Annotated in this window: 18 protein-coding genes; 2 read left to right on the forward strand and 16 right to left on the reverse strand. The window is 67.3% G+C overall.

From position 1 onward, the window contains the following. Positions 1-4: 4 nt before the first annotated feature. The 9 genes from LH400_RS23235 to argE all read right to left on the reverse strand — a co-directional run bounded on the left by LH400_RS23235 (position 5) and on the right by argE (position 10646). Positions 5-1666, reverse strand: coding sequence for an ABC transporter ATP-binding protein (locus tag LH400_RS23235; RefSeq protein ID WP_229155968.1), 1662 nt, complete (start codon positions 1664-1666; stop codon positions 5-7). Beyond that, a complete protein-coding gene (locus LH400_RS23240; RefSeq protein WP_229155849.1) occupies positions 1666-2508 on the reverse strand; it encodes an ABC transporter permease in 843 nt (280 codons plus the stop codon). The genes LH400_RS23235 and LH400_RS23240 overlap by 1 nt, the downstream gene beginning before the upstream one ends. After that, positions 2505-3461: an ABC transporter permease gene (locus LH400_RS23245; RefSeq protein ID WP_229155850.1), complete on the reverse strand. Its 957-nt coding sequence runs from the start codon at positions 3459-3461 to the stop codon at positions 2505-2507. The genes LH400_RS23240 and LH400_RS23245 overlap by 4 nt, the downstream gene beginning before the upstream one ends. A gap of 72 nt (positions 3462-3533) precedes the next feature. Continuing rightward, positions 3534-5147 (reverse strand): ABC transporter substrate-binding protein, encoded by a 1614-nt coding sequence (locus LH400_RS23250; RefSeq protein WP_229155851.1) that lies wholly within the window; start codon positions 5145-5147, stop codon positions 3534-3536. A 57-nt stretch (positions 5148-5204) separates the two neighbouring features. Further along, entirely contained in the window at positions 5205-5960 is a 756-nt protein-coding gene (locus LH400_RS23255; RefSeq protein WP_229155852.1) for an HAD-IA family hydrolase, read from the reverse strand. Between the two features lie 222 nt (positions 5961-6182). Next, positions 6183-7112, reverse strand: coding sequence for a 2-hydroxyacid dehydrogenase (locus LH400_RS23260; protein WP_229155853.1), 930 nt, complete (start codon positions 7110-7112; stop codon positions 6183-6185). A gap of 4 nt (positions 7113-7116) precedes the next feature. Further along, positions 7117-8496: an aspartate aminotransferase family protein gene (locus LH400_RS23265; protein WP_229155854.1), complete on the reverse strand. Its 1380-nt coding sequence runs from the start codon at positions 8494-8496 to the stop codon at positions 7117-7119. A gap of 20 nt (positions 8497-8516) precedes the next feature. Further along, positions 8517-9353 carry a GNAT family N-acetyltransferase gene (locus LH400_RS23270; protein ID WP_229155855.1) on the reverse strand — a complete coding sequence of 279 codons (837 nt, stop codon included), beginning with the start codon at positions 9351-9353 and terminating at the stop codon, positions 8517-8519. Positions 9354-9497: 144 nt separating this feature from the next. Further along, positions 9498-10646 (reverse strand): acetylornithine deacetylase, encoded by a 1149-nt coding sequence (gene argE, locus LH400_RS23275; RefSeq protein WP_229155856.1) that lies wholly within the window; start codon positions 10644-10646, stop codon positions 9498-9500. A 237-nt stretch (positions 10647-10883) separates the two neighbouring features. On the opposite strand from argE, the gene LH400_RS23280 reads away from it, so the two are divergent. Further along, a complete protein-coding gene (locus tag LH400_RS23280) occupies positions 10884-11546 on the forward strand; it encodes a haloacid dehalogenase type II (protein ID WP_370638466.1) in 663 nt (220 codons plus the stop codon). A 4-nt stretch (positions 11547-11550) separates the two neighbouring features. After that, positions 11551-12828: an NAD(P)/FAD-dependent oxidoreductase gene (locus LH400_RS23285; protein ID WP_229155857.1), complete on the forward strand. Its 1278-nt coding sequence runs from the start codon at positions 11551-11553 to the stop codon at positions 12826-12828. Between the two features lie 72 nt (positions 12829-12900). On the opposite strand, the gene LH400_RS23290 is transcribed toward LH400_RS23285, so the two are convergent. The 7 genes from LH400_RS23290 to LH400_RS23320 all read right to left on the reverse strand — a co-directional run bounded on the left by LH400_RS23290 (position 12901) and on the right by LH400_RS23320 (position 22167). Then, positions 12901-14358, reverse strand: a complete 1458-nt coding sequence (locus LH400_RS23290) for an NAD-dependent succinate-semialdehyde dehydrogenase (protein WP_229155858.1) — start codon at positions 14356-14358, stop codon at positions 12901-12903. A 4-nt stretch (positions 14359-14362) separates the two neighbouring features. Beyond that, positions 14363-15412 (reverse strand): tartrate dehydrogenase, encoded by a 1050-nt coding sequence (locus tag LH400_RS23295; protein WP_229155859.1) that lies wholly within the window; start codon positions 15410-15412, stop codon positions 14363-14365. Positions 15413-15434: 22 nt separating this feature from the next. Then, positions 15435-16898, reverse strand: coding sequence for an aldehyde dehydrogenase family protein (locus tag LH400_RS23300; protein WP_229155860.1), 1464 nt, complete (start codon positions 16896-16898; stop codon positions 15435-15437). A gap of 219 nt (positions 16899-17117) precedes the next feature. Next, on the reverse strand, positions 17118-18182 hold the full coding sequence (locus tag LH400_RS23305; protein ID WP_370638467.1) for a GlxA family transcriptional regulator: 1065 nt from the start codon (positions 18180-18182) through the stop codon (positions 17118-17120). 36 nt (positions 18183-18218) lie between these two features. Continuing rightward, positions 18219-20255 (reverse strand): FAD-dependent oxidoreductase, encoded by a 2037-nt coding sequence (locus LH400_RS23310; protein WP_229155861.1) that lies wholly within the window; start codon positions 20253-20255, stop codon positions 18219-18221. A 404-nt stretch (positions 20256-20659) separates the two neighbouring features. Then, positions 20660-21004: a RidA family protein gene (locus LH400_RS23315; RefSeq protein WP_229155862.1), complete on the reverse strand. Its 345-nt coding sequence runs from the start codon at positions 21002-21004 to the stop codon at positions 20660-20662. Beyond that, a complete protein-coding gene (locus LH400_RS23320; RefSeq protein ID WP_229155863.1) occupies positions 21001-22167 on the reverse strand; it encodes an NAD(P)/FAD-dependent oxidoreductase in 1167 nt (388 codons plus the stop codon). The genes LH400_RS23315 and LH400_RS23320 overlap by 4 nt, the downstream gene beginning before the upstream one ends. Positions 22168-22193 lie beyond the last annotated feature (26 nt).

Below are 22193 nucleotides of genomic sequence, written 5' to 3' on the forward strand. Positions count from 1 at the left end.
GCGTTCAGCGGCCGCTCATCGCGTCGGTCACAACCGGATCCTGCCGCAGGCCGTCCAGCCAGCCCGTGTCGAGCTGCGGGACCGAAGCGATCAGGAGCTTCGAATAGGGATGCTCGGCGCCCGACTTCATGCGCGAGGTCGGCATCTCCTCCACCTTCTCGCCCTGATACATCACCAGGACCCGGTCGCAGATCGCCTCCACCGTCGACAGGTCGTGACTGATGAACATGTAGGTCAGGCCGAGTTCGCGCTGCAATTCGTCGAGGAGATCGAGCACCGCCGCAGCGACCACCGTGTCGAGCGCCGAGGTGATCTCGTCGCACAGGATCAGATCCGGCTTGGCTGCGAGTGCTCGGGCAAAGTTGACCCGCTGCTTCTGGCCGCCCGACAGTTCCGACGGCAGCCGGTGTTTCAGCGCCCGCGGCAGCCGGACCATGTCGAGTAGCCGGTCGACCTCCGCCTCGCGTTCGCCACCTTTCATGCCGTGGTAGAAGGCCAGCGGGCGCGCCAGGATGGTTCCAACGGGCCGATTGGGATTGAGCGCGGTGTCGGCCAGCTGGAAGACGATCTGCAGCTTGCGCAGATCCTCCTTCGAGCGGTCCTTCGTCCGCCCCGCGAGTTGCACTCCATCCAACCTTATCTCGCCGAACGCCGGCGGCAGAAGGCCGGCGATCGCCCGCGCCAGCGTCGACTTGCCGCTGCCGGATTCGCCGATCACGCCGAGGCTCTTCCCCCGCTCCAGGCGGAAGCCGATGTCCTTCAGGGCGAGATATTTCGGGTAGCCGTTCCTGTCGATCTCGCCATAGCCCGCCGATAGGTTCGACACCTCAAGAACGGCCGTCTCGGGCTCGGCGCCGCCCTTGCCGGCGAGATCGTGGGACGTCGGATGGAATGCCGCGATCAGCGCCTTGGTGTAGCCGTGCGTCGGCGCCGTGACGATCTGCTCGGTTGACCCTACCTCCTGGACCTCGCCGCCCTTCAGGACGACGATGCGGTCGGCGATCTGCGCGACGACGGCGAGGTCGTGGGAGACATAGACGCCCGCCATGCCGCGCTGGCGCATGACCGACTTGAACGCTCGCAGCACCTCGATCTGGGTGGTGACGTCCAGCGCCGTGGTTGGCTCGTCGAACACCATCACCTCGGGATCGCCGATCAGGGCCATCGCGGCCGCAAGACGCTGCAGCTGGCCGCCCGACACCTGATGCGGAAACCTTTTGCCGATCGTCTCCGGCTCTGGCAGCGCCAGCGCCCGGAAGAGCTTCACCGCCTTTCGCCGGGCCGCCTCCATCGGCATCAGATCGTGGATCTTGGCAACCTCTACGACCTGCTCCATGATCGTCTGCGAGGGGTTGAAGGCAGCTGCGGCCGACTGCGGGACGTAGGCGACCTGCCGGCCGCGCAGCCGCCGCCGCTCCGCCGTCGTCATCGCGACGACGTCCCGCCCCGCGACGCGCACCGAGCCTCGGCGGATCGAGCAGCCGGGGCGCGTATGGCCAAGAAGCGTCAGCGCGATCGTCGTCTTGCCGGAACCGCTCTCGCCGATCAGTGCAACCATCTCGCCTTCGCCGACGTCGAGGTCGACGCCCCGGATGATCTCGACTTGGCGTCCGGAATCGGTCCTTGCGGTGACGTGCAGATCGCGGATCTCGACGGCGTTGCCCATCATTCGCTCCTGTCGCGGATCCGCCGGGGCAGATTGTCGATCAGCATGTTGACCGAGATCGTCAGGCTGGCGATCGCGATCGAGGGAAAGACCACGGCCGGCGCGCCGAAGGAGAGCCCGCCGATGTTCTCGCGCACCAGCGCGCCCCAGTCGGCCTCCGGCGGCTGCACGCCGAGCCCCAGGAAGGACAGGCCGGAGAGCAGAAGCACGATGAAGACGAAGCGCAGGCCCAGATCGGCGAGCACGGGCCCGACGATGTTCGGCAGGATCTCTTCGCGGATGGTGTAGACGATCCCCTCGCCCCGCGCCCGCGCGACCGTGACGAAGTCCATCGCATTGATGTTCACCGCGAGGGCGCGGGCGAAGCGATAGCTGCCCGGGGCATAGATCACGGCGAGCGTGACGATCAGCACCGTCAGGGAACTGCCGACGGCGGCGACGACGACGAGGCCGAACATCAGCGACGGAATGGAATTCAGCGCGTCCAGGAACCGGGACAGAGCGGCGTCGAACCAGCCTCCGACCACCGCCGCGATCATGCCGAGCGTCACGCCGATGAAACAGGCGAAGGTGACACCGGCGAGCGAGATGCCGACCGTGTAGCGCGCGCCCATCATGATGCGGGAGAGCATGTCGCGCCCGAGATAGTCGGTCCCCAGCCAGAACTTCGCGGACATCGGGCCATAATAGTCGAAGTCGACGATCTTGCCGACCGGATAGGGGCTCAGCAGGGGCGCGAAGATCGCGACGACGATCCAGAAGAGGATGATCGCTGCGCCCACGGCGCCGACGGCATTCATCCGGAAGCCGAGGCGGCGGGCAGCTGGAGCAGTCAGGGTCATTGGTTGCGCAGCCGCGGGTTCGACATGATCGCGACGACGTCGGCAGTCAGGATCAGGAGGAGGTAGCTGACGCAGAAGATCATCGCACAGGACTGGATCAGCGGCAGGTCGCGCGTCGACACCGCGTCGACCATCAGCTTGGCGACGCCGGGATAGTTGAAGATGGTCTCGACGATGATCACCCCTCCGAGGAGGTAGGACAGAGAGAGTGCCACCGCATTGGCGATCGGCCCGAGTGCGTTGGGAAGAGCGTGCCGCAGCACCATGCGCCGGCGCGAAGCCCCCTTCAACAGCGCCATCTCGACATAGGGCGTGTTCAAAGTGTCGATCACCGCAGCCCGCGTCATCCTGATCATCTGCGCTGAGATGACGAAGGACAGCGTGATGACCGGCATCGCATAGATCCGGAGCAATTCGCCGATGCCGTGCACGTCGGCCGCGACGGACAGCGCCGGAAGCCATCTGAGATAGACGGCGAAGATCAGGACGGCCAGGGTGGCGACCATGAACTCGGGGACCGAGATCACGGTGACGGTGAAGACCGAGACGATGCGGTCGTAGATCGTGCCGCGGAACATCGCCGCGGTGATGCCGAGCGCCAGAGCGATCGGGACGGAGAACAGCGTCGTCACGCCCGCGAGTTCCAGCGAGTTCACGAGCCGGCCGGAGACGAGCTCCGCGACGTCCCGGTTGTTGGCGTAGGAGCGCCCGAGATCGCCCGTCGCCAGGCCGCCCAGCCAGCGGAAGAAGCGCAGGATCGCCGGCTCGTCGAGATGCATCGCATGCCGAAGCCCCGCCACGGCCTCGGGCGTCGCCGATTGGCCGAGAAGGATCTGCGCGACGTCTCCCGGCAGGAGTTCGGTCGCGAAGAAGACCGCGAAGGCGACGATGACCAGGGAGATCAGCATGATTCCCAGCCGCTTCAGCACGAGCCGGGCGATGACGGCATTCATTGCGACGGACAGCCTCGTTGTGGCGGGATGCATGAACGGCCGGGCGGAATTCGCCCGGCCGTGATGGCGATGTCAGGCGTCGAGCCAGACATATTCGGCGAATGCATACCCCATCATGCCGCCGAGCGGGTTCGGCTTCAGCCCCTTCAGCTTGGAGGACAGCGCGTCGACATTGGAGATCCACACCGGGATGATCGTCCCTGCCTCTTCGGAGATCATCACCTGCATCTCGTCGTAGATCTCCTTGCGCTTGGCCTCGTCGAGCGAGCCGCGCGCCTCGACCAGCATTTTGTCGAACTTGTCGGATTTGTAGTGGCTCTCGTTCCACGGGGCGTCCGAGGTGTAGAGCAGCGAGAACAGGATGTCCGGCGTCGGGCGCGGGTTGATGTTGCCGAAATGGACCGGCGCCTTGAGCCAATAGTTCGACCAGTAGCCGTCGGAGGGCACGCGCTGCACGTCGAAGGGCATGCCGATCTCCTGGCCGGCCTGCTGCACGACGGTCGCCATGTCGATCGACGAGGTGGCGGCATCGGAGGCGACAATCGGGATCGACCGGCCGAGCACGCCGGCCTTCTGGAACAGGCTCTTGGCCTTTTCGGGATCGTATTCCCTGGGCTTCAGATCCTTGTTGTAATAGCGGTCGTTGGGCGAAACCGGCTGATCGTTCGCGATGACGGCGAGATCGCGCATGACCGAGCGCTGGATGACTTCGCGGTTGATCAGATACTTCATGCCCTCGACGAAGCCCGCCTTGGCGCCCGGATCGACGTCGAGCCGGACATTGAGGTCGGTGTAGTTGCCCGACGTGGTCTTCGACAGCGTCACCCCGCTCACCGTGTCGAGGCGGCGGATCGAGCGCGGGTTGATCGAGGCGGCGAGCGCGATGTCGCCGGACAGAAGCGCGTTGACGCGGGCCGGCTCGTCGGAGATCGCGATGAATTCGAAGCTGTCGAGATAGGGCAGCTTGTCCTTCCAATAGGTCTCGTTCTTCACGCCGACCGACCGCACGCCGGGCTCGAACACCTCGCATTTGAAGGCGCCCGTCCCGTTCGCGGTCGAAAAGTCGGTCGTGCCGTCCGCGATGATCATGAAATGATGCAGCGACAGGATGATCGGCAGGTCGGCGTTGGGCGCGGCCAAGACGATCTCCATCGTCCCGTCGTCGACCTTCTTGAAGCTTTCCATCTGCTTGGCCATCGCATTGACCTTGGAGCCGACGGCGGGGTCCTTGTGGCGCTGCAGCGAGTAGATGACGTCGTCGGTGGTCAGGGGCTTGCCGTCGTGGAACGTCACGCCCTTGCGCAGCGTCAGGGTCCAGGTCTTGGCGTCCTTCGTCTCGAGCCTGTCGGCGAGCTCCATGCGGATGCTGCCGCCCTCTTCCAGGAAGGTCAGGCGATTGTAGAAGGCGCAGGCGCGGACATAGTCGGTCGACAGCGAGCCCTTGGCGGGGTCGAGCGTGTCGGCCGTCGATGCCGACCAGCCAGCCGCCGTGATCGAGCCGCCGGATTTCGGCGTGTCGGCCCAGGCCTGGCTGGCGCGGCCGATGATCGTGCCGCCGGCGGCCAGGCCAATCCCGCTCGCCATCAGGAGCCGCAGGAGGTCGCGACGGGTGGCGCCGCGGCGGAGCGCATCCTCGACCATCGCATCGTCGCGACCGGTCCAGTTCGTCACAGTCTTATGGCTCATGCGTCGACCCCTTTTCGTGTCAGGAAGTGGCTACCAGGCGTGGGCGTGGTTCAGGTGTCACTGCGCCTCGACGGCGTCCGCCAAAGCGGCGAGCGAGGTGAAATGGAAATCCGGCTCGGTGAAGCTCTCCGGCGCGATCGTGCCGCCATAGCCGGACCGGCCATGCCGTCGTTCGATCCAGCAATTGGTCAGCCCCAACTGCCGCGAGATGCCGATGTCGTGGTACTGGCTCTGCGCCACGTGCAGGATGTCTGCCTTGGCCACACCTTCCGAGCCGAGGTCCGCCAGCACGAATTCGAAGAACGCCGGGTCCGGCTTCTCGGTGCCGGTGTCGTCGGTGGTGAAGCCCTTGTGGAACGGATTGCCGAGTTCCGCCCCGAAGCGTTCGAATGCCCAGCGCTGGGCATTGGTCATCGCCACCAGCCGAAAGCGGCGGCCGAGCCTCGCAAGCGCTTCCACGCTGTCCGGGAACGCCGGGGCGGCGGCGACCGCTTCGACCATCCGCGCGCCATATTCGGCTCCTCGCGGCAGGCCGGTCTTGTCGGCGATGATCTCGTAGCAGCGGGCGACGTCGTCCGGAAACTTGCCAGCCTCTGGGTCCCGACGGCAGTCGCGGTAGATCGCCAGAGCCGCCTCGCCGTCGACCGGGACGCCATGCTCGGCGGCAATGGCCTCGAGCCCACCGGTCAGTCCCGCCTCGAAATCGATCAACGTCCCCACGACATCGAAGGTCAGGACCTTGAAACGCGTCAGCACTCTGTCCACCAGATACTCTCCGTCCGTGAGCCAGGAGAAGCGGATGTCGTTCGGCATTTTATTCCGCGCCAGCCGTTTTCGGTCCGCGCCTTCGAAACGCGGCGATGCGCAGGATCCGGAGCTTGTAATCTGGCGCTGTTCCAGCCTTCCTGCTGTCTGCGACCGCCTTCCGTTCCAAGACTGTCGCAGGACTGCGACTTAAGAAAAGCCGAAACGCGCAGCCGCCGCGGCATTTTGTTTTGAAATTCGCGGCATGGCGATATTTTCCGCAGTGCCTATTCAATAGCCCTTGGACCGGTGGACACGGCCGGGCACAGGCTGGGCGTTCAACTGCGCGCGGATACAGTCGACCGCACAATGTGCACCTTCCTCGAAATCGGTTACCGTTGCGACATGCGGCGTCAGGATCACCTTCGGATGGCTCCACAGGCGATGCTCGGCCGGCAGAGGCTCCGGCTCGGTCACGTCGAGGAAGACGCCGCCCATCCGGCCGCTGTCCAAGGCGGCCAGAAGCGCATCGTGATCCAGCTGGCGGCCGCGGCCGGCATGCACCAGGCAGGCACCCTCCGGAAGCGCCGCGAACAGATCCGCATCGAGAATGTTCCGGGTCTCGGGCGTCAGCGGCAACAGGCAGACCAGGATGTCGCTGCGCGCAAGAAACGGCTGCAGGCCATCCGGACCGTGGAAGGTTTCGACGCCCTGGACGGTGCGCGGCGTCCGCGACCAGCCGGCCAGCGGAAAGCCGAGGGGTAGGAGCGCGTGGAGCGTCGCGCGGCCGAGCTGCCCGAGCCCCAGCACGCCGACGCGGCGGCGGCTGGCGAGATCCACCGGGCCAGCCTCCCAGACCCTGCTTCGCTGCTGCGCAATGTAGCGCGGCAACTGCCGATGCATGGCAAGGACGCCGAGGAGCGCATAGTCGCGCATCATCGCGCCGATCGACGGCGTGACCATCCGCGCCACCGTCACATGCTCCGGCAGCGCGGCGAAGTCGAACTGGTCGACGCCGGCGCCGACCGAGAGGATCATCTCAAGGTTCGGATAGCGGTCGATGATGCCATCAGGCAGCGTCCAGGCGGCGATGAAGCGGACGCTGGCCGGATCGGCGACCGCGGCCTCGCCTTCGACAAACGGCACGTCCGGCAGTGCGTCCCGGAAGATCGGCCGCCAGACCGCGGCCCGTTCGGCGCTGGATAGGTAGAGCAGCGCCATGCGCTCAGGCGCCTGTCATCGCCGCGCCCACGTCCGGATCATCGAGCGTTTCGTCGAGGACGCGGCGGGTGCGCGCGACCATCTCGTCGATCTCGTCGAGGGTGCAGCACAGGGGCGGCGCGAAGCCGATCGCGCCGCTGCCGAAGGCGCGCACGATCAGGCCGTTGCGATAGGCGCGGTCGAAGATGCGCCGGGACGCCTCGGCCGCCGCCGGCAGCGGCGTCTTCGCGCCCTTGTCGGTGACGAGTTCGATCGCCGCGAGCATGCCGCGGCCCCTGACGTCACCGACCAGCGGATGGTCGGCGAGGCCGTGAAGGCCGGCCATCAGCCGCTCGCCGGCCCGGCGCCCGTTCTCCAGAAGCCCGCCTTCGTAGAGCCTGAGGACGGCGAGCGCGACGGCAGCGCTGACCGGATGGCCGGAATAGGTATAGCCGTGGCCGATCAGGGCCTCGCCGGCGCCCTCGGCAATGACCTGGTAGACGTGATCGGCCATTAGGACAGCGCCAAGCGGGGCATAGCCGGAGGTGAGACCCTTCGCGACGGTGATGAAGTCAGGCACGATGTCTTCGTCTTCGCAGGCGAAGAGCGGGCCGGTGCGACCGAAGGCGGTGATGACCTCGTCGGCGACGAACAGGATGTCCATCTCCCGGCAGACCTTTGCCATCGCCTTCATCCAACCAGGCGGGGGAACGAGAACGCCGCCCGATCCCTGGATCGGCTCGGCATAGAACGCGGCCACACGCTCGGCGCCCAGTTCCTCGACCTTTGCCCGCAATTCGGCCACCGAGGCCGCGATGATCGCCTCCGGATCCGGCCCCACCGGATTGCGGTACACGTAGTGCGACGAGATCTTGTGCTGCCAGCCGAACGGTACGCCGAAGCCGGCATGAAAGCCGGGCAGCGCCGTCAGACCCGCCCCGGCCGTCGACGAGCCGTGGAACCCTTGCGACAGCGAGATGAACTGGTCCTTTTGCGGCATGCCGCGGGCATGGTTGTAGTAGCGGATGAAGCGGATCGTGCTGTCCACCGCATCCGACCCGCCGAGGGTGAAGTAGACATGATCGAGATCGCCCGGCGCGCGCTCGGCGAGTTCCGCCGCCAGGCGGATGGCCGGCTCGGAGCCCATGTCGAAATAGCCGGTCGCGTAGGGAAGCCGCCGCATCTGTTCGGCCGCCGCCTCGACGACGCTCTCATGGCCGTAGCCGGCATTGACGCACCACAGGCCGGCGAAGCCGTCGAGCAGCTGATTGCCTTCGCTGTCGGTCAGCGTCGCGCCCTTGGCGGAGCGAAGGACGCGGAGCCCGCCCTGCTCATGACCGCGGAAGGAGCTCAGCGGGTGGATCAGATGCTGTCTGTCGAGTTCGACGAGCGAGTTGGCGAGCATGGTGGTGTCTCCGGAATGGATCAGCCGAGAGCCTGCGAGGCCAGGGCGAAGGTCTGCACGACGTTCGACGACGGTGCGGAACGGGGAACGGGAGAAGCCATCTTCATGCCGCCGCCGACGTGAGCCAGCCCGTTTTCGGCCAGCCAGGGCGCAAGGCCGCTGGAGGCCGGGACATCGACGCGGACGAAGCTGCCGGCGTGGCGGTGAAGATAGGCCGCGATCAGGCGCTTGGCGGCTTCGGCGTCCGGCGCGACGACCGGCCCGACCACGAAACCGCGCCCGAAGGGCCGGCAGATGGCGAAGCCGGCAATCCGGCCCGCCTCGCCCCGCATCACGACCGCTTCGCCGACGGCCTGCAAGTGCTCGAAAAGCAAGGTGCGGTCGCCGCCAAAAGCGGTCCGGTCGAGCTCGACGATCGCTGGCCAGTCATCGGAGGCGACTTCGGTGACGCCCTGCGGACGGAGGACGGCAGCGGCTTCGCCCTGATGCTGCAGGATCTGTTCGTCCTCGACAAAGCCGAGCTTCGCATAAAGCGGCAGTCCGGCCTCGGTGGCGACGAGCCGCAGCGACCGGTCGCCGGCCTCGGCCATGACCCGCTCGACCAGGCGACGCCCGAGACCGCGCCCGCGCATCGCTCCGTCGACGATGATCATGTCCAGCATCGCAAGATCGCTCCCGAACGGCGTGCAGAAGGCCGTGCCGACGACCCTCCCGCCTTCCGCGGCAACGAAGGCCTTCGATATTTCGGCGACCAGCGCCCAATCCTCGGCCCGATGCGGCCAGCCTTCGTTGCGTGACAGCGCGACGGCGCTTTCGAGATGGCCGGTCGTGAACGGCAGGATCTGGATATCGGACATTCTTCAGTCGATCCGGAAGTTTATGCCGCTCAGGGATAGCAGCGCAGGAGGGAAAGATGGTTTCGGCGTCCGGCCGGGTGACGGAATATCCGGCCGTCGCCGATGGCGATGGCCGCAGCTTATTGCGACGGCGGAGCCCGCCGGTCACCCGGTCCCGACGGCGCGCGGACGGCTCTGGCCGGCGGTCAGTCTGCGGCCGAGGCGCAGCACCATCTCGGCCGCCGCCCTCAACTCCTGCACCGTGATGTACTCCTCCGGCTTATGGGCGCGGGAGATGTCGCCGGGCCCGCAGACGATCGCGGGAACGCCGGCGGCCTGGTAGAGCCCCGCCTCGGTGCCGTAGCTGACGGCCGCCAGCGGCTTGTTGCCGGACAGATCGCTCACCAGCTCCGCCAGCGGATGGTCCTCCCCGATGGCAAGCCCGGGGTAGCTGGCGACGATCTCCGCCGAAAGGGCATCGTCGGCGGCGACGATCCTCAGCGCCGGTTCGAGAAGCGCCAGCGGATCGACGCCGGCGATCGCCCGCGCCTCGATCTCCGCTTCCGCCCGGTCCGGGATGATGTTGAGCGCCTCGCCGCCGCTGATCCTGCCGATCTGGATGGTCGAATAGGGTGGTGCGAAATGGCTGTCGCTGGGCCCGCCGACACGCTGCGCCTCGGCTTCGTCGGCCATCGCGGCCAAGGCCGGCAGGATGGCGTGGATTGCGTTGCGCCCGAGGTCGGGTCGTGACGAATGACCGGATTTCCCCGCCGCGACGATCCGCAGGGCCGCCTTGCCCTTGTGTCTGAGAACCGGCACCAGCCCGGATGGCTCGCCGACGATGCAGCCGAGCGGCGGGGCGCAGAGCGTCGGCAGCTTCGCGATGAGATGCGGAACGCCGCGGCAGCCCGCCTCCTCGTCGTAGGAAAGGGCGATATGGATCGGCCGGGTGAGGTTCATGGCGACGAGATCCGGCACCGCCGACAGCACCGCCGCGACGAAGCCCTTCATGTCGACGGCGCCGCGGCCGACGAGGCGTCCCTCGACCTCGCGCAGCCGAAACGGATCGCCCTCCCAGGCTGGCTCGTTGGCGGGAACGACGTCAAGGTGGCCGGACAGGATGTAGCCCGGCACGTCTGGCGGCCCGATCGTCGCGAAGAGGTTGAAGCGGTCCCCTTCCGGTCCCCCCACCACGACGGATTCGACGCCTTGCGTGGCGAGGAAGTCGCGGATGTAGTCGACCAGGGCACCGTTATGCGTGCCGACGACGGAACGGAACGCCACCAGGCTGGACAACATGGACTGCAGGTTCATCGCCGGGATCTCGCTCCGATGGCAGAATCGGCCCGCAGCAGAGCTGGCGGGGCGCTGGAAGACTGCCGCGAAACGACCGGCAGCCCTTGCCGTCATGTCCCGCGCATTTGGAAGAATCTGCTTCGTCCGCCCCGCCAAAGACTAGAAACCGCGCCGCTCTTGAGCGCTACCATCGCGCATGTCCCGCCCCAGCATTGGGCAGGCCGACGATCCCCACCCTTGAGAGGCAAGACGCTCGTGTTCCGCCCCAAATTTATTACCTTCGACTGCTACGGGACCCTCACGCATTTCCAGATGGCCGAGAAGACTCGGGAGATTTACGGCCCGCGCCTCTCGGCGGATCGACTGGAACAGTTCATCAAGAATTTCGCGGCCTATCGTCTCGACGAGATCCTCGGCGACTGGAAGGCCTACGATCAGGTCCTGGTCAACGCCGTCGAACGGACCTGCAGGCGCAACGACGTCGCCTTCGACGAGAGCGAGGCCCGGCAGTTCTACGAGGCGGTGCCGACATGGGGGCCGCATCCCGACGTGCCCGAGGGCCTGGCGAAGGTCGCGAAGGAGATCCCGCTGGTGGTCCTGTCCAACGCCATGGACGCGCAGATCATGTCGAATGTCGAGAAGCTCGGCGCGCCCTTCGCTCATGTCTTCACCGCCCAGCAGGCGAACGCCTACAAGCCGCGCTTCCAGGCGTTCGAATACATGCTCGACGAGCTCGGCTGCGGTCCCGCGGACATCCTGCACTGCTCCTCGTCTTTCCGCTACGATCTGATGTCGGCGCACGACCTCGGCATCGCGAACAAGGTCTGGGTCAATCGCGGCCACGAGCCGGCCAATCCCTATTACGGCTATGTCGAGATCCCGGACATCTCCGGTCTTCCGGCCGTCCTGGGCCTGTGAGGCCATGCAGCTGAAATCCTACTGGCACGAGACCGCTCCGCGCTTTTGCGGCGGGGCGCAAGGTCCGGTCGAAGGCAGATTCGACGTCGCGGTGGTCGGCGGCGGCTTCACCGGCCTGTCGGCCGCGCGCACGCTGGCCAAGGCCGGTGTGCGGGTCGCGCTTCTGGAAGCGCGCCATGTCGGCCATGGCGGGTCGGGACGCAATGGCGGCCACCTCAACAACGGGCTCGCCCACAGCTACCTCTCCGCCAAGCAGCATCTCGGCGAGGCGCGGGCGAAGGCGCTCTACCGCGCCTTCGACGACGCGGTGGACACGATCGAGCGGATCGTCGCGGAGGAAGGGATCGACTGCAGTTTCCGGCGCGCCGGCAAGCTGAAGCTCGCCTCCAAGCCAGCGCATTTCGACTCGATCGCGAAGAATTTCGAGGCGGTCCACCGCGAGGTCGATCCCGATACCGCACTCCTGTCGAAGGCGGATCTGCGCGCCGAGATCGGCTCCGACGCCTTCCATGGCGCCATGCTGTCGAAGAAGAGCGCGATGATGCATATGGGGCGCTTCGTCCACGGCATGGCTGATGCCGTGAAGCGGAAAGGCGGCGTGATCTACGAAGACGCGCCGGTGACGGCGCGCGAGACGGACGGCTCAGGCTGGCGGCTGACCACGCCGCGCGGAAGCCTCACCGCCGAACGCGTCTTCCTTGCCACCAATGCCTATACTGCAGGGCCTTTCGGCCATTTCCGCCGCCGGGTCATCCCGGTCGGCAGCTTCGTGCTCGCGACGCGGCCTCTGGGCGCCGATGCGATCGCGGCGACGATGCCGGGAAACCGGACCTGCGTGACCTCGCTCAATGTCGGCAATTATTTCCGCCTTTCGCCCGACGATCGGCTGATCTTCGGCGGCCGCGCTCGCTTTTCCGCCGTGTCCGATGCGACTTCGGACGAGAAGTCCGGCCGCATCCTGCGCGACAGCCTCGCCCGGATCTTTCCGCGGCTGGCCGAGGTCGAGATCGACTATTGCTGGGGCGGGCTGGTCGGCATGACCAAGGACCGGTTTCCCCGCGCCGGCGAAGCGGACGGCCTCTACTACGCCATGGGTTATTCCGGCCATGGCGCCCAGCTTTCCACCCATATCGGCGAGATCATGGGCGAGGCGATGGCCGGCAAGGGCAACCGCAACCCGATGGAGGGCATGAGCTGGGAGGCCGTTCCCGGTCATTTCGGCAAACCGTGGTTCCTGCCGCTCGTCGGCCTCTACTACCGCGTGCTCGACCGGATCCGGTAGCCCCTTCCGCGCGCCCTTGGAGCGCGGCCGCCGAGCCCTCGCGCCGGCCGCGCCATGCGAGACGAGCCCGCCTCAGCCGAGACCGCCGATGTGGAACGCCTTGGTCTCCAGATATTCCTCGATGCCGATCCTTGCGCCCTCGCGGCCGAGGCCGGACTGCTTGACGCCGCCGAAGGGCGCGACCTCGGTCGAGATCAGGCCGGTGTTGAGCCCGATCATGCCGAACTCGAGCGCCTCGCCGACCCGCCAGCTGCGGGCCAGATCCCGGGTGTAGAAATAGGCCGCAAGGCCGAAGGGCGTGCCGTTGGCGACGGCGATGGCCTCCTCCTCCGTCTCGAAGCGGAAGATCGGCGCGACCGGGCCGAAGGTCTCCTCGCAGGCGAGCTGCATCTTCGTGGTGGCGCCGGTGAGGACGACCGGCGCGACATATTGCGGCCCCTGCGGCAATTTGGCCGGCTCGTTGGCGAGCCGCGCCCCGTGCGCCACCGCATCGTCGAGATGGCGGTTGATCTTGTCGAGCGCCGCCTGGTTGATCATCGGCCCGATCGTCACGCCCTCCTCCGTTCCCGGCCCGACCCTCATCGCCGCGACCCTTGCCGACAGTTTCTCCACGAAGGCATCGTGGATGCCGGCCTGGACGAGGATGCGGTTGGCACAGACGCAGGTCTGGCCGCCATTGCGGAACTTGGAGATCAGAGCGCCCTCGACCGCCTTGTCGAGATCGGCATCGTCGAAGACGATGAAGGGCGCGTTCCCGCCGAGTTCGAGGCTGAGCCGCTTCACGGTCGGGGCGCATTGCGCCATCAGGAGCGAGCCGACCCTGGTCGATCCGGTGAAGCTCAGCTTGCGCACGGCCGGGTTGCCGGTCAGCTCGCCTCCGATATCCGCGGGAAGACCGGTGACGACGTTGACGACGCCGGGCGGGATCCCAGCCTGTTCGGCCAGCGCGGCGATGGCGAGCGCGGAGAAGGGCGTCAGCTCCGAGGGCTTGATCACCACGGTGCAGCCGGCGGCGAGTGCCGGGCCGACCTTGCGCGTGATCATCGCATTCGGGAAATTCCACGGCGTGATGACGCCGCAGACGCCGACCGGCTCCTTCAGGACGGCGATCCGGCGATCGGGCGTCGGCGAGGGAATGATGCCGCCCTCGATCCGCCGGGCCTCCTCGGCAAACCATCTGACGAAGGACGCGCCGTAGGCGATCTCCCCCTTCGCCTCGGCGAGCGGCTTGCCCTGCTCCAGCGTGAGGATGAGTGCGAGCTCGTCAGCATGCTTCAGCATCAGATCGTACCAGGCCATCAGCAGCCCGGCCCGCTCGGCATTGGTCCGTTTGCGCCAGCTCGCGAACGCCGTTTCGGCGGCGTCGACCGCGCGCCTCGTCTCGGCCGCGCCCATGGCCGGGACGGTTCCCAGCGTCTCGCCCGTTGCCGGATTTGTCACCGCGATGGTCTCGCCGCTGTCGGAGGCGATCCAGTTGCCGCCGACCCAACCCTTCTGCCGCAGCAGTGACGGACTCTCGAACGTATTCATACGCTTATTCCCTTTCGATGGCGTTCAGGACGGCTTCGGTGAAGGCCCCCGTCCTGTGCTCGCCCGGACGGATACCGATGCCGTTCGCCGTCGCGTGCTCCATGGCCCGCATGATCCGGCTCGCCGCGCCCGTTTCTCCGAGATGCTCCAGCATCATCGCCGCCGACCAGATCGCCGCGAGCGGATTGGCGATCCCCTGCCCGATGATGTCCGGCGCCGAACCGTGCACCGGCTCGAACATCGATGGCCCGGCCCGGGTCGGATCGATGTTGGCGGAGGCGGCAAAGCCGAGGCCGCCCTGGATCGCCGCGCCGAGATCGGTGAGGATGTCGCCGAAGAGGTTCGACGCCACGACCACGTCGAGCGTTTCCGGCGCCATCACCATGCGGGCGGCCATGGCGTCGATATGGTAGGATGTCACCGCGACGTCCGGATACTCGGCCGCAAGCTCCCGGGTGATCTCGTCCCAGAAGACCATGGAATGCTTCTGGGCATTCGACTTCGTCACCGAGGCGAGGCGTCCCGAGCGCTCGCGGGCCTTCTCGAAGGCGAAGCGCAGGATGCGCTCGACACCAGCCCTCGTGAAGATCGCGGTCTCCACCGCCACCTCGTTCGGAGCACCCGCATGGACCCGACCGCCGGCGCCGGAATACTCGCCCTCGGTGTTCTCGCGGATGCAGAGGATGTCGAAGCCGTCCTTCTTCAACGGCCCCTCGACGCCCGGCAGCAGCCGATGCGGGCGGACATTGGCGTATTGGACGAAGGCCTTGCGGATCGGCAGCAGCAGACCGTGCAGCGAGACCGAATCCGGCACGCTCGCCGGCCAGCCAACGGCACCGAGCAGGATGGCGTCGAAGCCCCGCAGCGTCTCGATTCCGTCGTCCGGCATCATCGTCCCGGTCTCAAGATAATGGTCGCAGGACCATGGGAAGCCGGTCCCCTCCAGCGCAAACCTCTCCTTCGCAGCGACGGCCTCGGCCACCTGCCAGGCGGCCGCGACGACGTCCGGCCCGATGCCGTCGCCGGGAATGAGCGCGATGCGATACGACTTCATGCCTGTCCTCTTGCTGCGCAGATCAAAGGTCGATCAGGACGGACTTCGTCCGTCGGTTGGCGCGATAGGCCTCGCGGCCGAGATCCTTGCCGATGCCGGAGCCCTTGTAGCCGCCGGTCGGCAGGATGTGATCGGTGGACCGGCCGTAGCGGTTGATCCAGACGGTCCCCGCCTGCAGCCTGCGCGACGTCCGCATTGCCCGCGAAAAATCACGCGTATAGAGACCGGCGCAGAGCCCGTAGGTCGGATGATCGGCAAGCGCCAGCGCCTCCTCCTCCTCCGCGAAGGCCTGCAGCGTCAGGACCGGGCCGAAGATCTCCTCGGTGACGGCGGGCGACTGCGGCGTGACTGCCGTCAGGATCGTCGGCGCATAGAAGGAGCCGTCCCGGTCGAGCGGCCTGCCGCCCGTGACGATGTCCGCGCCGGCGTCGACGGCCGCCTCGACGATGCCGGTGATCCGGCCGAGCTGCCGCTGCGATATGATCGGCGAGAAGTTCGTGCCCTCGTCCCAGGTGGCTCCCGGCGCGATCGCCGCGAAACGCGCGAGAAGGCGATCGAGCAAGGCGTCCGCGATGCCGGCCGCCGCGATCACCCGCGAGCCCGCGACGCAGACCTGGCCGGCATTGGCGAGGATGCCCCTGGCGATGCAGTCGGCGGCGAGGTCGAGGTCGGCATCGGCAAAGACGATCTGCGGGCTCTTGCCGCCGAGTTCGAGCGTCATCGGCTTGATGCCGGTCCGTGCGACATTGGCCATGATCGCGGCGCCGGCCACGGTCGAGCCGGTGAAGGAGACCTTGGCGATCCCGGGATGGCCAGTAATGGCGTTGCCGGTGGTCGGCCCGTCGCCAAGGACGACGTTGACGAGGCCGGCGGGAATGCCGGCGCGCACCGAGAGTTCGGCCAGCATCAGCGCGGAAAAGGGCGTCATTTCCGACGGCTTCAGCAGGACGGCGTTTCCCGCTGCGAGCGCCGGACCGAGCTTCCAGCCGGCCATCGACACCGGAAAGTTCCAGGGCGTGATCGCTCCGACAACGCCGTAGGGCTCGCTGTCGATCATGCCGAGCCTGTCCGAGCCGGTGGGGACGAGGTCGCCGCCCTCCTTGTCGGCGAACTCGGCGAAGAAGCGGATCTGCTCGGCGGTCACGGCCACGTCCCCCGCGATCGACTGGGCGATCGGCCGGGTGGAGACGACGGATTCGAGCCGGCCGAGCATGGTCGCTTCCCGCTCGATCAGGTCGGCGAAGGCGTGCAGCGCCCTCACCCGCTCGCGCGGCCTCACCTCGCCCCAGCGGCTGGCCTTCAGCGCCGCATTCGCGGCCGCCACCGCCCGATCGACCACCGCGACATCGGCGACCGGACAGCCGGCCTGGGCCACGCCGTCGGAGGGACGCCGGACCGCAAGCTCCGGCTCGGCGGCAACGAGCCGGCCGCCGATGTGATGGCCGACGGGACAATCGATCGCGGCGGGATCGAAACTGAGGGACATGGCGCACCTTCCGGAGCAAGGCATCGGGACGATGCGGCGACGCTAACCCGGCGGGTGCGACAGGACATGGTGAAGACCGGCCGCCCTTGGCACATTCCTCCGCGCAGCCGCCCGCGTGGAGCGGATTATGACGGCACCGGTCCCCCGGCGGATGGCCGACGCTGCGGATCGATGACCGCGCTCTCTCGCCGCTTCGGCCTTCGCCCCTTACGGAAGGGCTCACACCATTCGGACGGGGTCGAGCTGGTTCTGGTAGGGGTGCAGATCGTCGAGCGGCGACATCGCGCCCGGCGCGGCGGGCACCGGGAGGTTCGAGCGGCGATCCTCGGTCGGCGATACGCCGAAGGCCGCCTTGTAGCGGCGCAGAAAATGCGAATAGGAGGCGAAGCCGCAGCGCGCGGCGATCGTCGACAGGTCGGCACGCGTCGCCTTGATCAGCTTGCGGGCGCGCGCCAGCCGCATCATCCGGTAGTGCTCGGCCGCCGTGCGGGAGAACGCCGCTCGGAACAGCCGGTCGAGATGACGCCGCGACATCGAGAGATCCGTGGCGACCACCTCGATATCACAGCCGGCTTCGACCGCTTCGGCCATCTTCCGGCAGGCCTTGCGCACCGGCAGCGGCAGGTCGGAATGCGCCGAGGTGAAGACGTCGTCGAGAAAGGATTCGGCCTCGCGGCGATAGGGGTGGATGATCAGATTGGCGACGCGGCTCGCGCCGAGCGGACCGAGATGCTCCTTCACCAGATGCAGCATCATGTCGACCGCTGCCGAACCGCCGGCGCAGGTCATCCGCCTTCGGTCGATGGCGCAGACGCGGCGCTCGAAGCGCACGGCCGGGAAGAGCTGGGCGAAATAGGGCAAATTGTTGAAGTGAGCCGTCGCGACATGGCCGTCGAGCAGCCCGGCCCGGGCGATGTGGTAGACGCCGCTCTCTATCGCGCCGATCGCCTTGCCGTGGCGGGCGAAGCGGCGCAAAAGCGCCTGCGTTTCCTCGCGCTCGTAGCTGTCGGCGCGGAAGCTCGCGCAGACGATCAGCGCGTCGAAATCCACGAGGTCGCGCAGATGGCACGAGGCCTCCAACGCGATCCCGCCGCTGGATCTGACCAGCGGCGCGGCGTCATGGACGAGCCGCGTCTGGAAGACCGGGTCCGAGCCGAGAGAATTCGCCACCCGCAAGGTCTCCAGCGCCCCGACCACACCCAGGAGCGAAAACTCCGGAAGAAGCAGGAAAGCGATCCTGTAGATGACATCTCTCCCTGGCAGACGAACCGTATCGGCTGGCACCGGGCTGCGGGCCCCGGCCCGGCGCGGGCCGCATCGCTACAAGGCGATGCAGATCCGCATGGCGTCGAGCATAGCAGCATGGATGTCGCGCGACGAGACGGCATCGCCGATGCGGTGGAGTTCGTAGCGCCCGTTTTTTGCCGCGGCGCCGGCATCGCCCTGCTTCCGGCCGGCGACGGCGGCATCGAGATCCGTCACACCGAAATTCCAGGCATTCTCGCGCAGTTCCTCATACAGCTCATCCATCGGCACCGTGCCGTGGTCCAGGACGAAGCGGTCGCAGTCCAGGCCGGTTCGCTCGCCGGTGAACTCGTTGACGAACTCGGCGCGGATGGCATTGCCGCTGCGCGAGAGCGAGGAAAGGGTCAGGTCGCGATGGATCGGCACGCCCGCCCGATAGAGCGAGCGCATCACGAAGGGCATGTCGAGATAGCTCGTGTCCTGGCCGATGGCGCCGTCCGGGGTGACGTAGACGAAGGAGGTTCCCTCACCTGCCAGCATCTCGGCAGACGACGTGCCGCTGATCGCGCCGAGGACATCGTAGAGAAGGATGGTCTGATCCTTCCGGCGCGGCGCCGCCAGCAGGTCCCAGACCGTCTCGGCAAGGTCCTGCGCGCCGGGAACCATCGCCTCCATCGTGTCGGGCAGGCCGCCGCAGGCGATGATCACGACGTCCGGCTCTTCCTGTTCGACATCCTCCCTCTCGGCCAGCAGGTTGTAGCGGATCTCGACGCCCAGGCGGTCCAGTTCGGAAAGGCGCCAGTCGACGATGCCGATCATGTCGCGGCGCGCTGGCACGCTCGCCGCAAGGCGGACCTGGCCGCCGGCCTCCGCTGCCGCCTCGAAGACGGTGACGCGATGGCCGCGCTCGGCGGCGACGCGCGCCGCCTCCAGGCCCGCCGGCCCCGCGCCGACGACGACGACGCGGCGGCTCTCCGCGGCCGGCGGAATCGCGTGCGGCAGCACCGCCTCGCGCCCGACGGAGACATTGTGGATGCAGCGTCGCTTCCATGAGCAATAGGTGGCGCCGACGCAAGGGCGGATGCGGCCCTCCTCCCCGGCCTCGATCTTCTTGACGATATGCGGGTCGGCAATGTGCGCCCGCGTCATGCCGACCATGTCGACGATGCCTTCTGCGAGGGCGTAGCGCGCCGTGGCGAGATCGTTGATGCGGGCGGCATGGAAGATCGGCTTCGACAGCTTCGCCCGGTCGTTGAACGCCGCGACATGGGAAAGTTGCGGCGCGAGGCCGACATACATGCCCGGCATGTATTCGGCGCGCCCGACATCCGTGTCGAGCCGGCCATAGGTCAGGTTGAAGAAATCGACGAGGCCGGACGCATCGTGCAGCCGCGCGATCGCGGCATAGTCCTCGTCGGCGAGGCCGCTGGCGCCGCCGTCGCCGACCGCCATGCGCAGGCCGACCGGATAGTCCGGCCCCACCTGCCGGCGCACCGCTTCGAGAACCATCATGCCGAAGCGGCAACGGTTCTCGAGCGTGCCGCCGAACTCGTCCTCGCGCGTGTTGATCGCCGGCGACCAGAACTGGCCGATCAGATGGCCGGGCACATGCAGTTCGATCCCGTCGAGCCCGCCCTCGCGGCAGCGACGCGCCGCCGCCCCGAAATCCGCGACGATGCGATCGATGTCGTGGCGGTCGGCCGCCTTGGCGAAGCCCCGATGCGCCGGCTCGCGGTAGCGCGAGGGCGCGATCGTCGGCAGCCAGCGGTCGGCGCGCCAATGGCTGCGCGCGCCGAGATGGGTGAGTTGGCACATCAGCGCCGCGCCATGCTCATGGATGCGGGCCGCGAACTGCCGGAAGATCGGCACGATCGCATCGTCGGTGACGTCGATCTGGCCGAACACCGAACCGGAATCGGCCGAAACGTTCGACGACCCGCCGAACATGGTCAGCGCGATGCCGCCCTTCGCCTTTTCCTCGTGGTAGAGCTGGTAGCGCTCCTTGGGATAGCCGTCGTCGACATAGCCGATGGCGTGGCTGGTGCTCATCACGCGGTTGCGCAGGGCAAGCCCGTTGATGACCAGGGGCCGGAAGAGCGGATCGTTCGCCATGGTGAACAGCCTCGATGATCGGAGGATCCTGGCGGAGAGGTCGGCGCGGCGGTCTCGTCTCGACCAGTTCGTCCACGATCATGCTGCGGCGTTCGCCGCGGCACATAGGCCCTGGTTGGACATCGCGACTTCCCTTTCTGGACCAAGAGGCGAGGGATTTCGCGCAGGGACTGCCAGAACTCATTGCCGAAGCGGGTTCGGTACAGGTTGGTTTCATCGTCCCGGACGGTGTCGGCGCCACGGCCCCAGGAGAACCGGCCGCCCCCCGCTGCATGGCGGGTCGCGCGGGAAATATTGTTCGCAGGCGCAGCGCCCTGCTCGCCCGAACTTCGTCGACCACCGATCTCGCAGATCGGCGCCGGGACCCGGCGCCGATCCAGACATCGCAGCTTGCGGCGCTGCCCCTATTTGGCGGCGGAGACGACGACCTCGATCAGAACGTCCTTGCCGAGCTCGGCCACGCCGATCGTCGCGCGGGTCGGCAGGTGCTCGGCCGGGATCCATTCGAGCCAGGCCTCGTTCATGCCGTCCTTCTGCGAGAAGTCGGAGATGTAGATCATCGCCGTCAGGAGCTTCTCCTTCGACGAGCCGACCTTGGCGAGGAGATCGTCGATCTTGGCGCAGATCTCGGCGGTCTGGCCCTTCATGTCCTTCGACTTGTCGTCGGCGACGAGGCCGCCGAAATAGAGGACGCCGTTGTGCTCGACGACGCGGTGGTTGATCTTGGTCTGGATGTGGCGGGTAATCACGCGGAATGTCCTTGAGCATGCGTGAGGGATGATCCGGAGGCGTCGGCCCCCGGGGCGAAACGGGTGATGGAGAAGGGCGCGATCGGCGCGTTCGTCCGGCCGGTGGCGATCAGCTCGCCCATGATCTCGCCGACGCCGGGACCGAGCTGGAAGCCGTGGGAGGAAAAGCCGAAGGCGTGATAGGCACCCTCTTCGGTCGCGGACGGAGAGATCACCGGAATGCCGTCGGGCATGCGCCCTTCGATGCCGGCCCAGGAACGGACGATCGTCGCCCCCTTCATGATCGGGAAGACCGCGATGGCTGTCGCGGCGGTCTGGCGCAGTTCGGAGAAGATCAGCTCCGAGGCGTTGGTCTCGGGGTTCGGCCGTCCCCGACGCCCGCCGCCGATGACGACGGTGCCGTTCTGCATCTGCTTGAAGGAGAGCGGCCGGGTCTCATTGCCGACGACGGCGGTGCAGAAGCGCGGCATTCGCGATGTCACCAGCATCATCGGCGCGGTCGCCGCAACGGGTGCGTATTCGCCGAGCTGCCGGGCGATCTCGCCGGCCCAAGCGCCGCTGCAGTTCAGAAGCTTGCGCGAGGTGAAGACGCCGCGATCGGTGGAGACGCGAAAATCGGCGCCGACGCGCTCCACCTTCCGCGCCCGGCAGTTCTCCTCGAACCGGACACCCAGCGAGCGGGCCTTGCGCTGGAAGGCGAAGGTCGTCTGGTAGGGCAGCGCGAAGCCGTCGTCGAGGCTGGCGAGCCCGCCGACGCAATGCTCGGCGACCGCAGGCAGGTGCTCGCGCAGCTCGGAGCGTTCGAGGACGATCTCGTGTTCGAAGCCCATGGCGCGAAGATGCGCGGCCCGGGCCTTCAGCGCCTCGAAATCGGCCTCGGTCTCCGCGACCTTGATCTGGGGCGCGCGCTGGAAGCCGCAATCGTCGTCGACGAGTTCCTCGATCCGGTGCCAGATCTCCATCGACCTCTGGGAGATCGGCACTTCGGGATAGTCGCGGCCGAGCCGGCGCACGCCGCCAGCGTTCACGCCGGAGGCATGGCGGGCGACCGTGTCCTTTTCCAGAACCACCACCTCAAGGCCCCGCAGGGCGGCGTGGAGCGCCGCCGAGCAGCCGTGAATGCCGCCGCCAATGACGACGAGGTCGACCGTGCGATTTGCCATGGATGAGGCCCTTCTGGCTTCGGCTT

The organism is Jiella soli, from assembly GCF_020615385.1.
Lineage (GTDB): Bacteria > Pseudomonadota > Alphaproteobacteria > Rhizobiales > Rhizobiaceae > VKMB-3413.

Excerpts from the sequence above, each read along its gene's own strand:
- LH400_RS23235 (WP_229155968.1), bottom strand. The coding sequence starts at position 1,666 with ATGGGCAACGCCGTCGAGATCCGCGATCTGCACGTCACCGCAAGGACC.
- LH400_RS23240 (WP_229155849.1), bottom strand. The coding sequence starts at position 2,508 with ATGACCCTGACTGCTCCAGCTGCCCGCCGCCTCGGCTTCCGGATGAAT.
- LH400_RS23245 (WP_229155850.1), bottom strand. The coding sequence starts at position 3,461 with ATGAATGCCGTCATCGCCCGGCTCGTGCTGAAGCGGCTGGGAATCATG.
- LH400_RS23250 (WP_229155851.1), bottom strand. The coding sequence starts at position 5,147 with ATGAGCCATAAGACTGTGACGAACTGGACCGGTCGCGACGATGCGATG.
- LH400_RS23255 (WP_229155852.1), bottom strand. The coding sequence starts at position 5,960 with ATGCCGAACGACATCCGCTTCTCCTGGCTCACGGACGGAGAGTATCTG.
- LH400_RS23260 (WP_229155853.1), bottom strand. The coding sequence starts at position 7,112 with ATGGCGCTGCTCTACCTATCCAGCGCCGAACGGGCCGCGGTCTGGCGG.
- LH400_RS23265 (WP_229155854.1), bottom strand. The coding sequence starts at position 8,496 with ATGCTCGCCAACTCGCTCGTCGAACTCGACAGACAGCATCTGATCCAC.
- LH400_RS23270 (WP_229155855.1), bottom strand. The coding sequence starts at position 9,353 with ATGTCCGATATCCAGATCCTGCCGTTCACGACCGGCCATCTCGAAAGC.
- argE (WP_229155856.1), bottom strand. The coding sequence starts at position 10,646 with ATGAACCTGCAGTCCATGTTGTCCAGCCTGGTGGCGTTCCGTTCCGTC.
- LH400_RS23285 (WP_229155857.1), top strand. The coding sequence starts at position 11,551 with ATGCAGCTGAAATCCTACTGGCACGAGACCGCTCCGCGCTTTTGCGGC.
- LH400_RS23290 (WP_229155858.1), bottom strand. The coding sequence starts at position 14,358 with ATGAATACGTTCGAGAGTCCGTCACTGCTGCGGCAGAAGGGTTGGGTC.
- LH400_RS23295 (WP_229155859.1), bottom strand. The coding sequence starts at position 15,412 with ATGAAGTCGTATCGCATCGCGCTCATTCCCGGCGACGGCATCGGGCCG.
- LH400_RS23300 (WP_229155860.1), bottom strand. The coding sequence starts at position 16,898 with ATGTCCCTCAGTTTCGATCCCGCCGCGATCGATTGTCCCGTCGGCCAT.
- LH400_RS23310 (WP_229155861.1), bottom strand. The coding sequence starts at position 20,255 with ATGGCGAACGATCCGCTCTTCCGGCCCCTGGTCATCAACGGGCTTGCC.
- LH400_RS23320 (WP_229155863.1), bottom strand. The coding sequence starts at position 22,167 with ATGGCAAATCGCACGGTCGACCTCGTCGTCATTGGCGGCGGCATTCAC.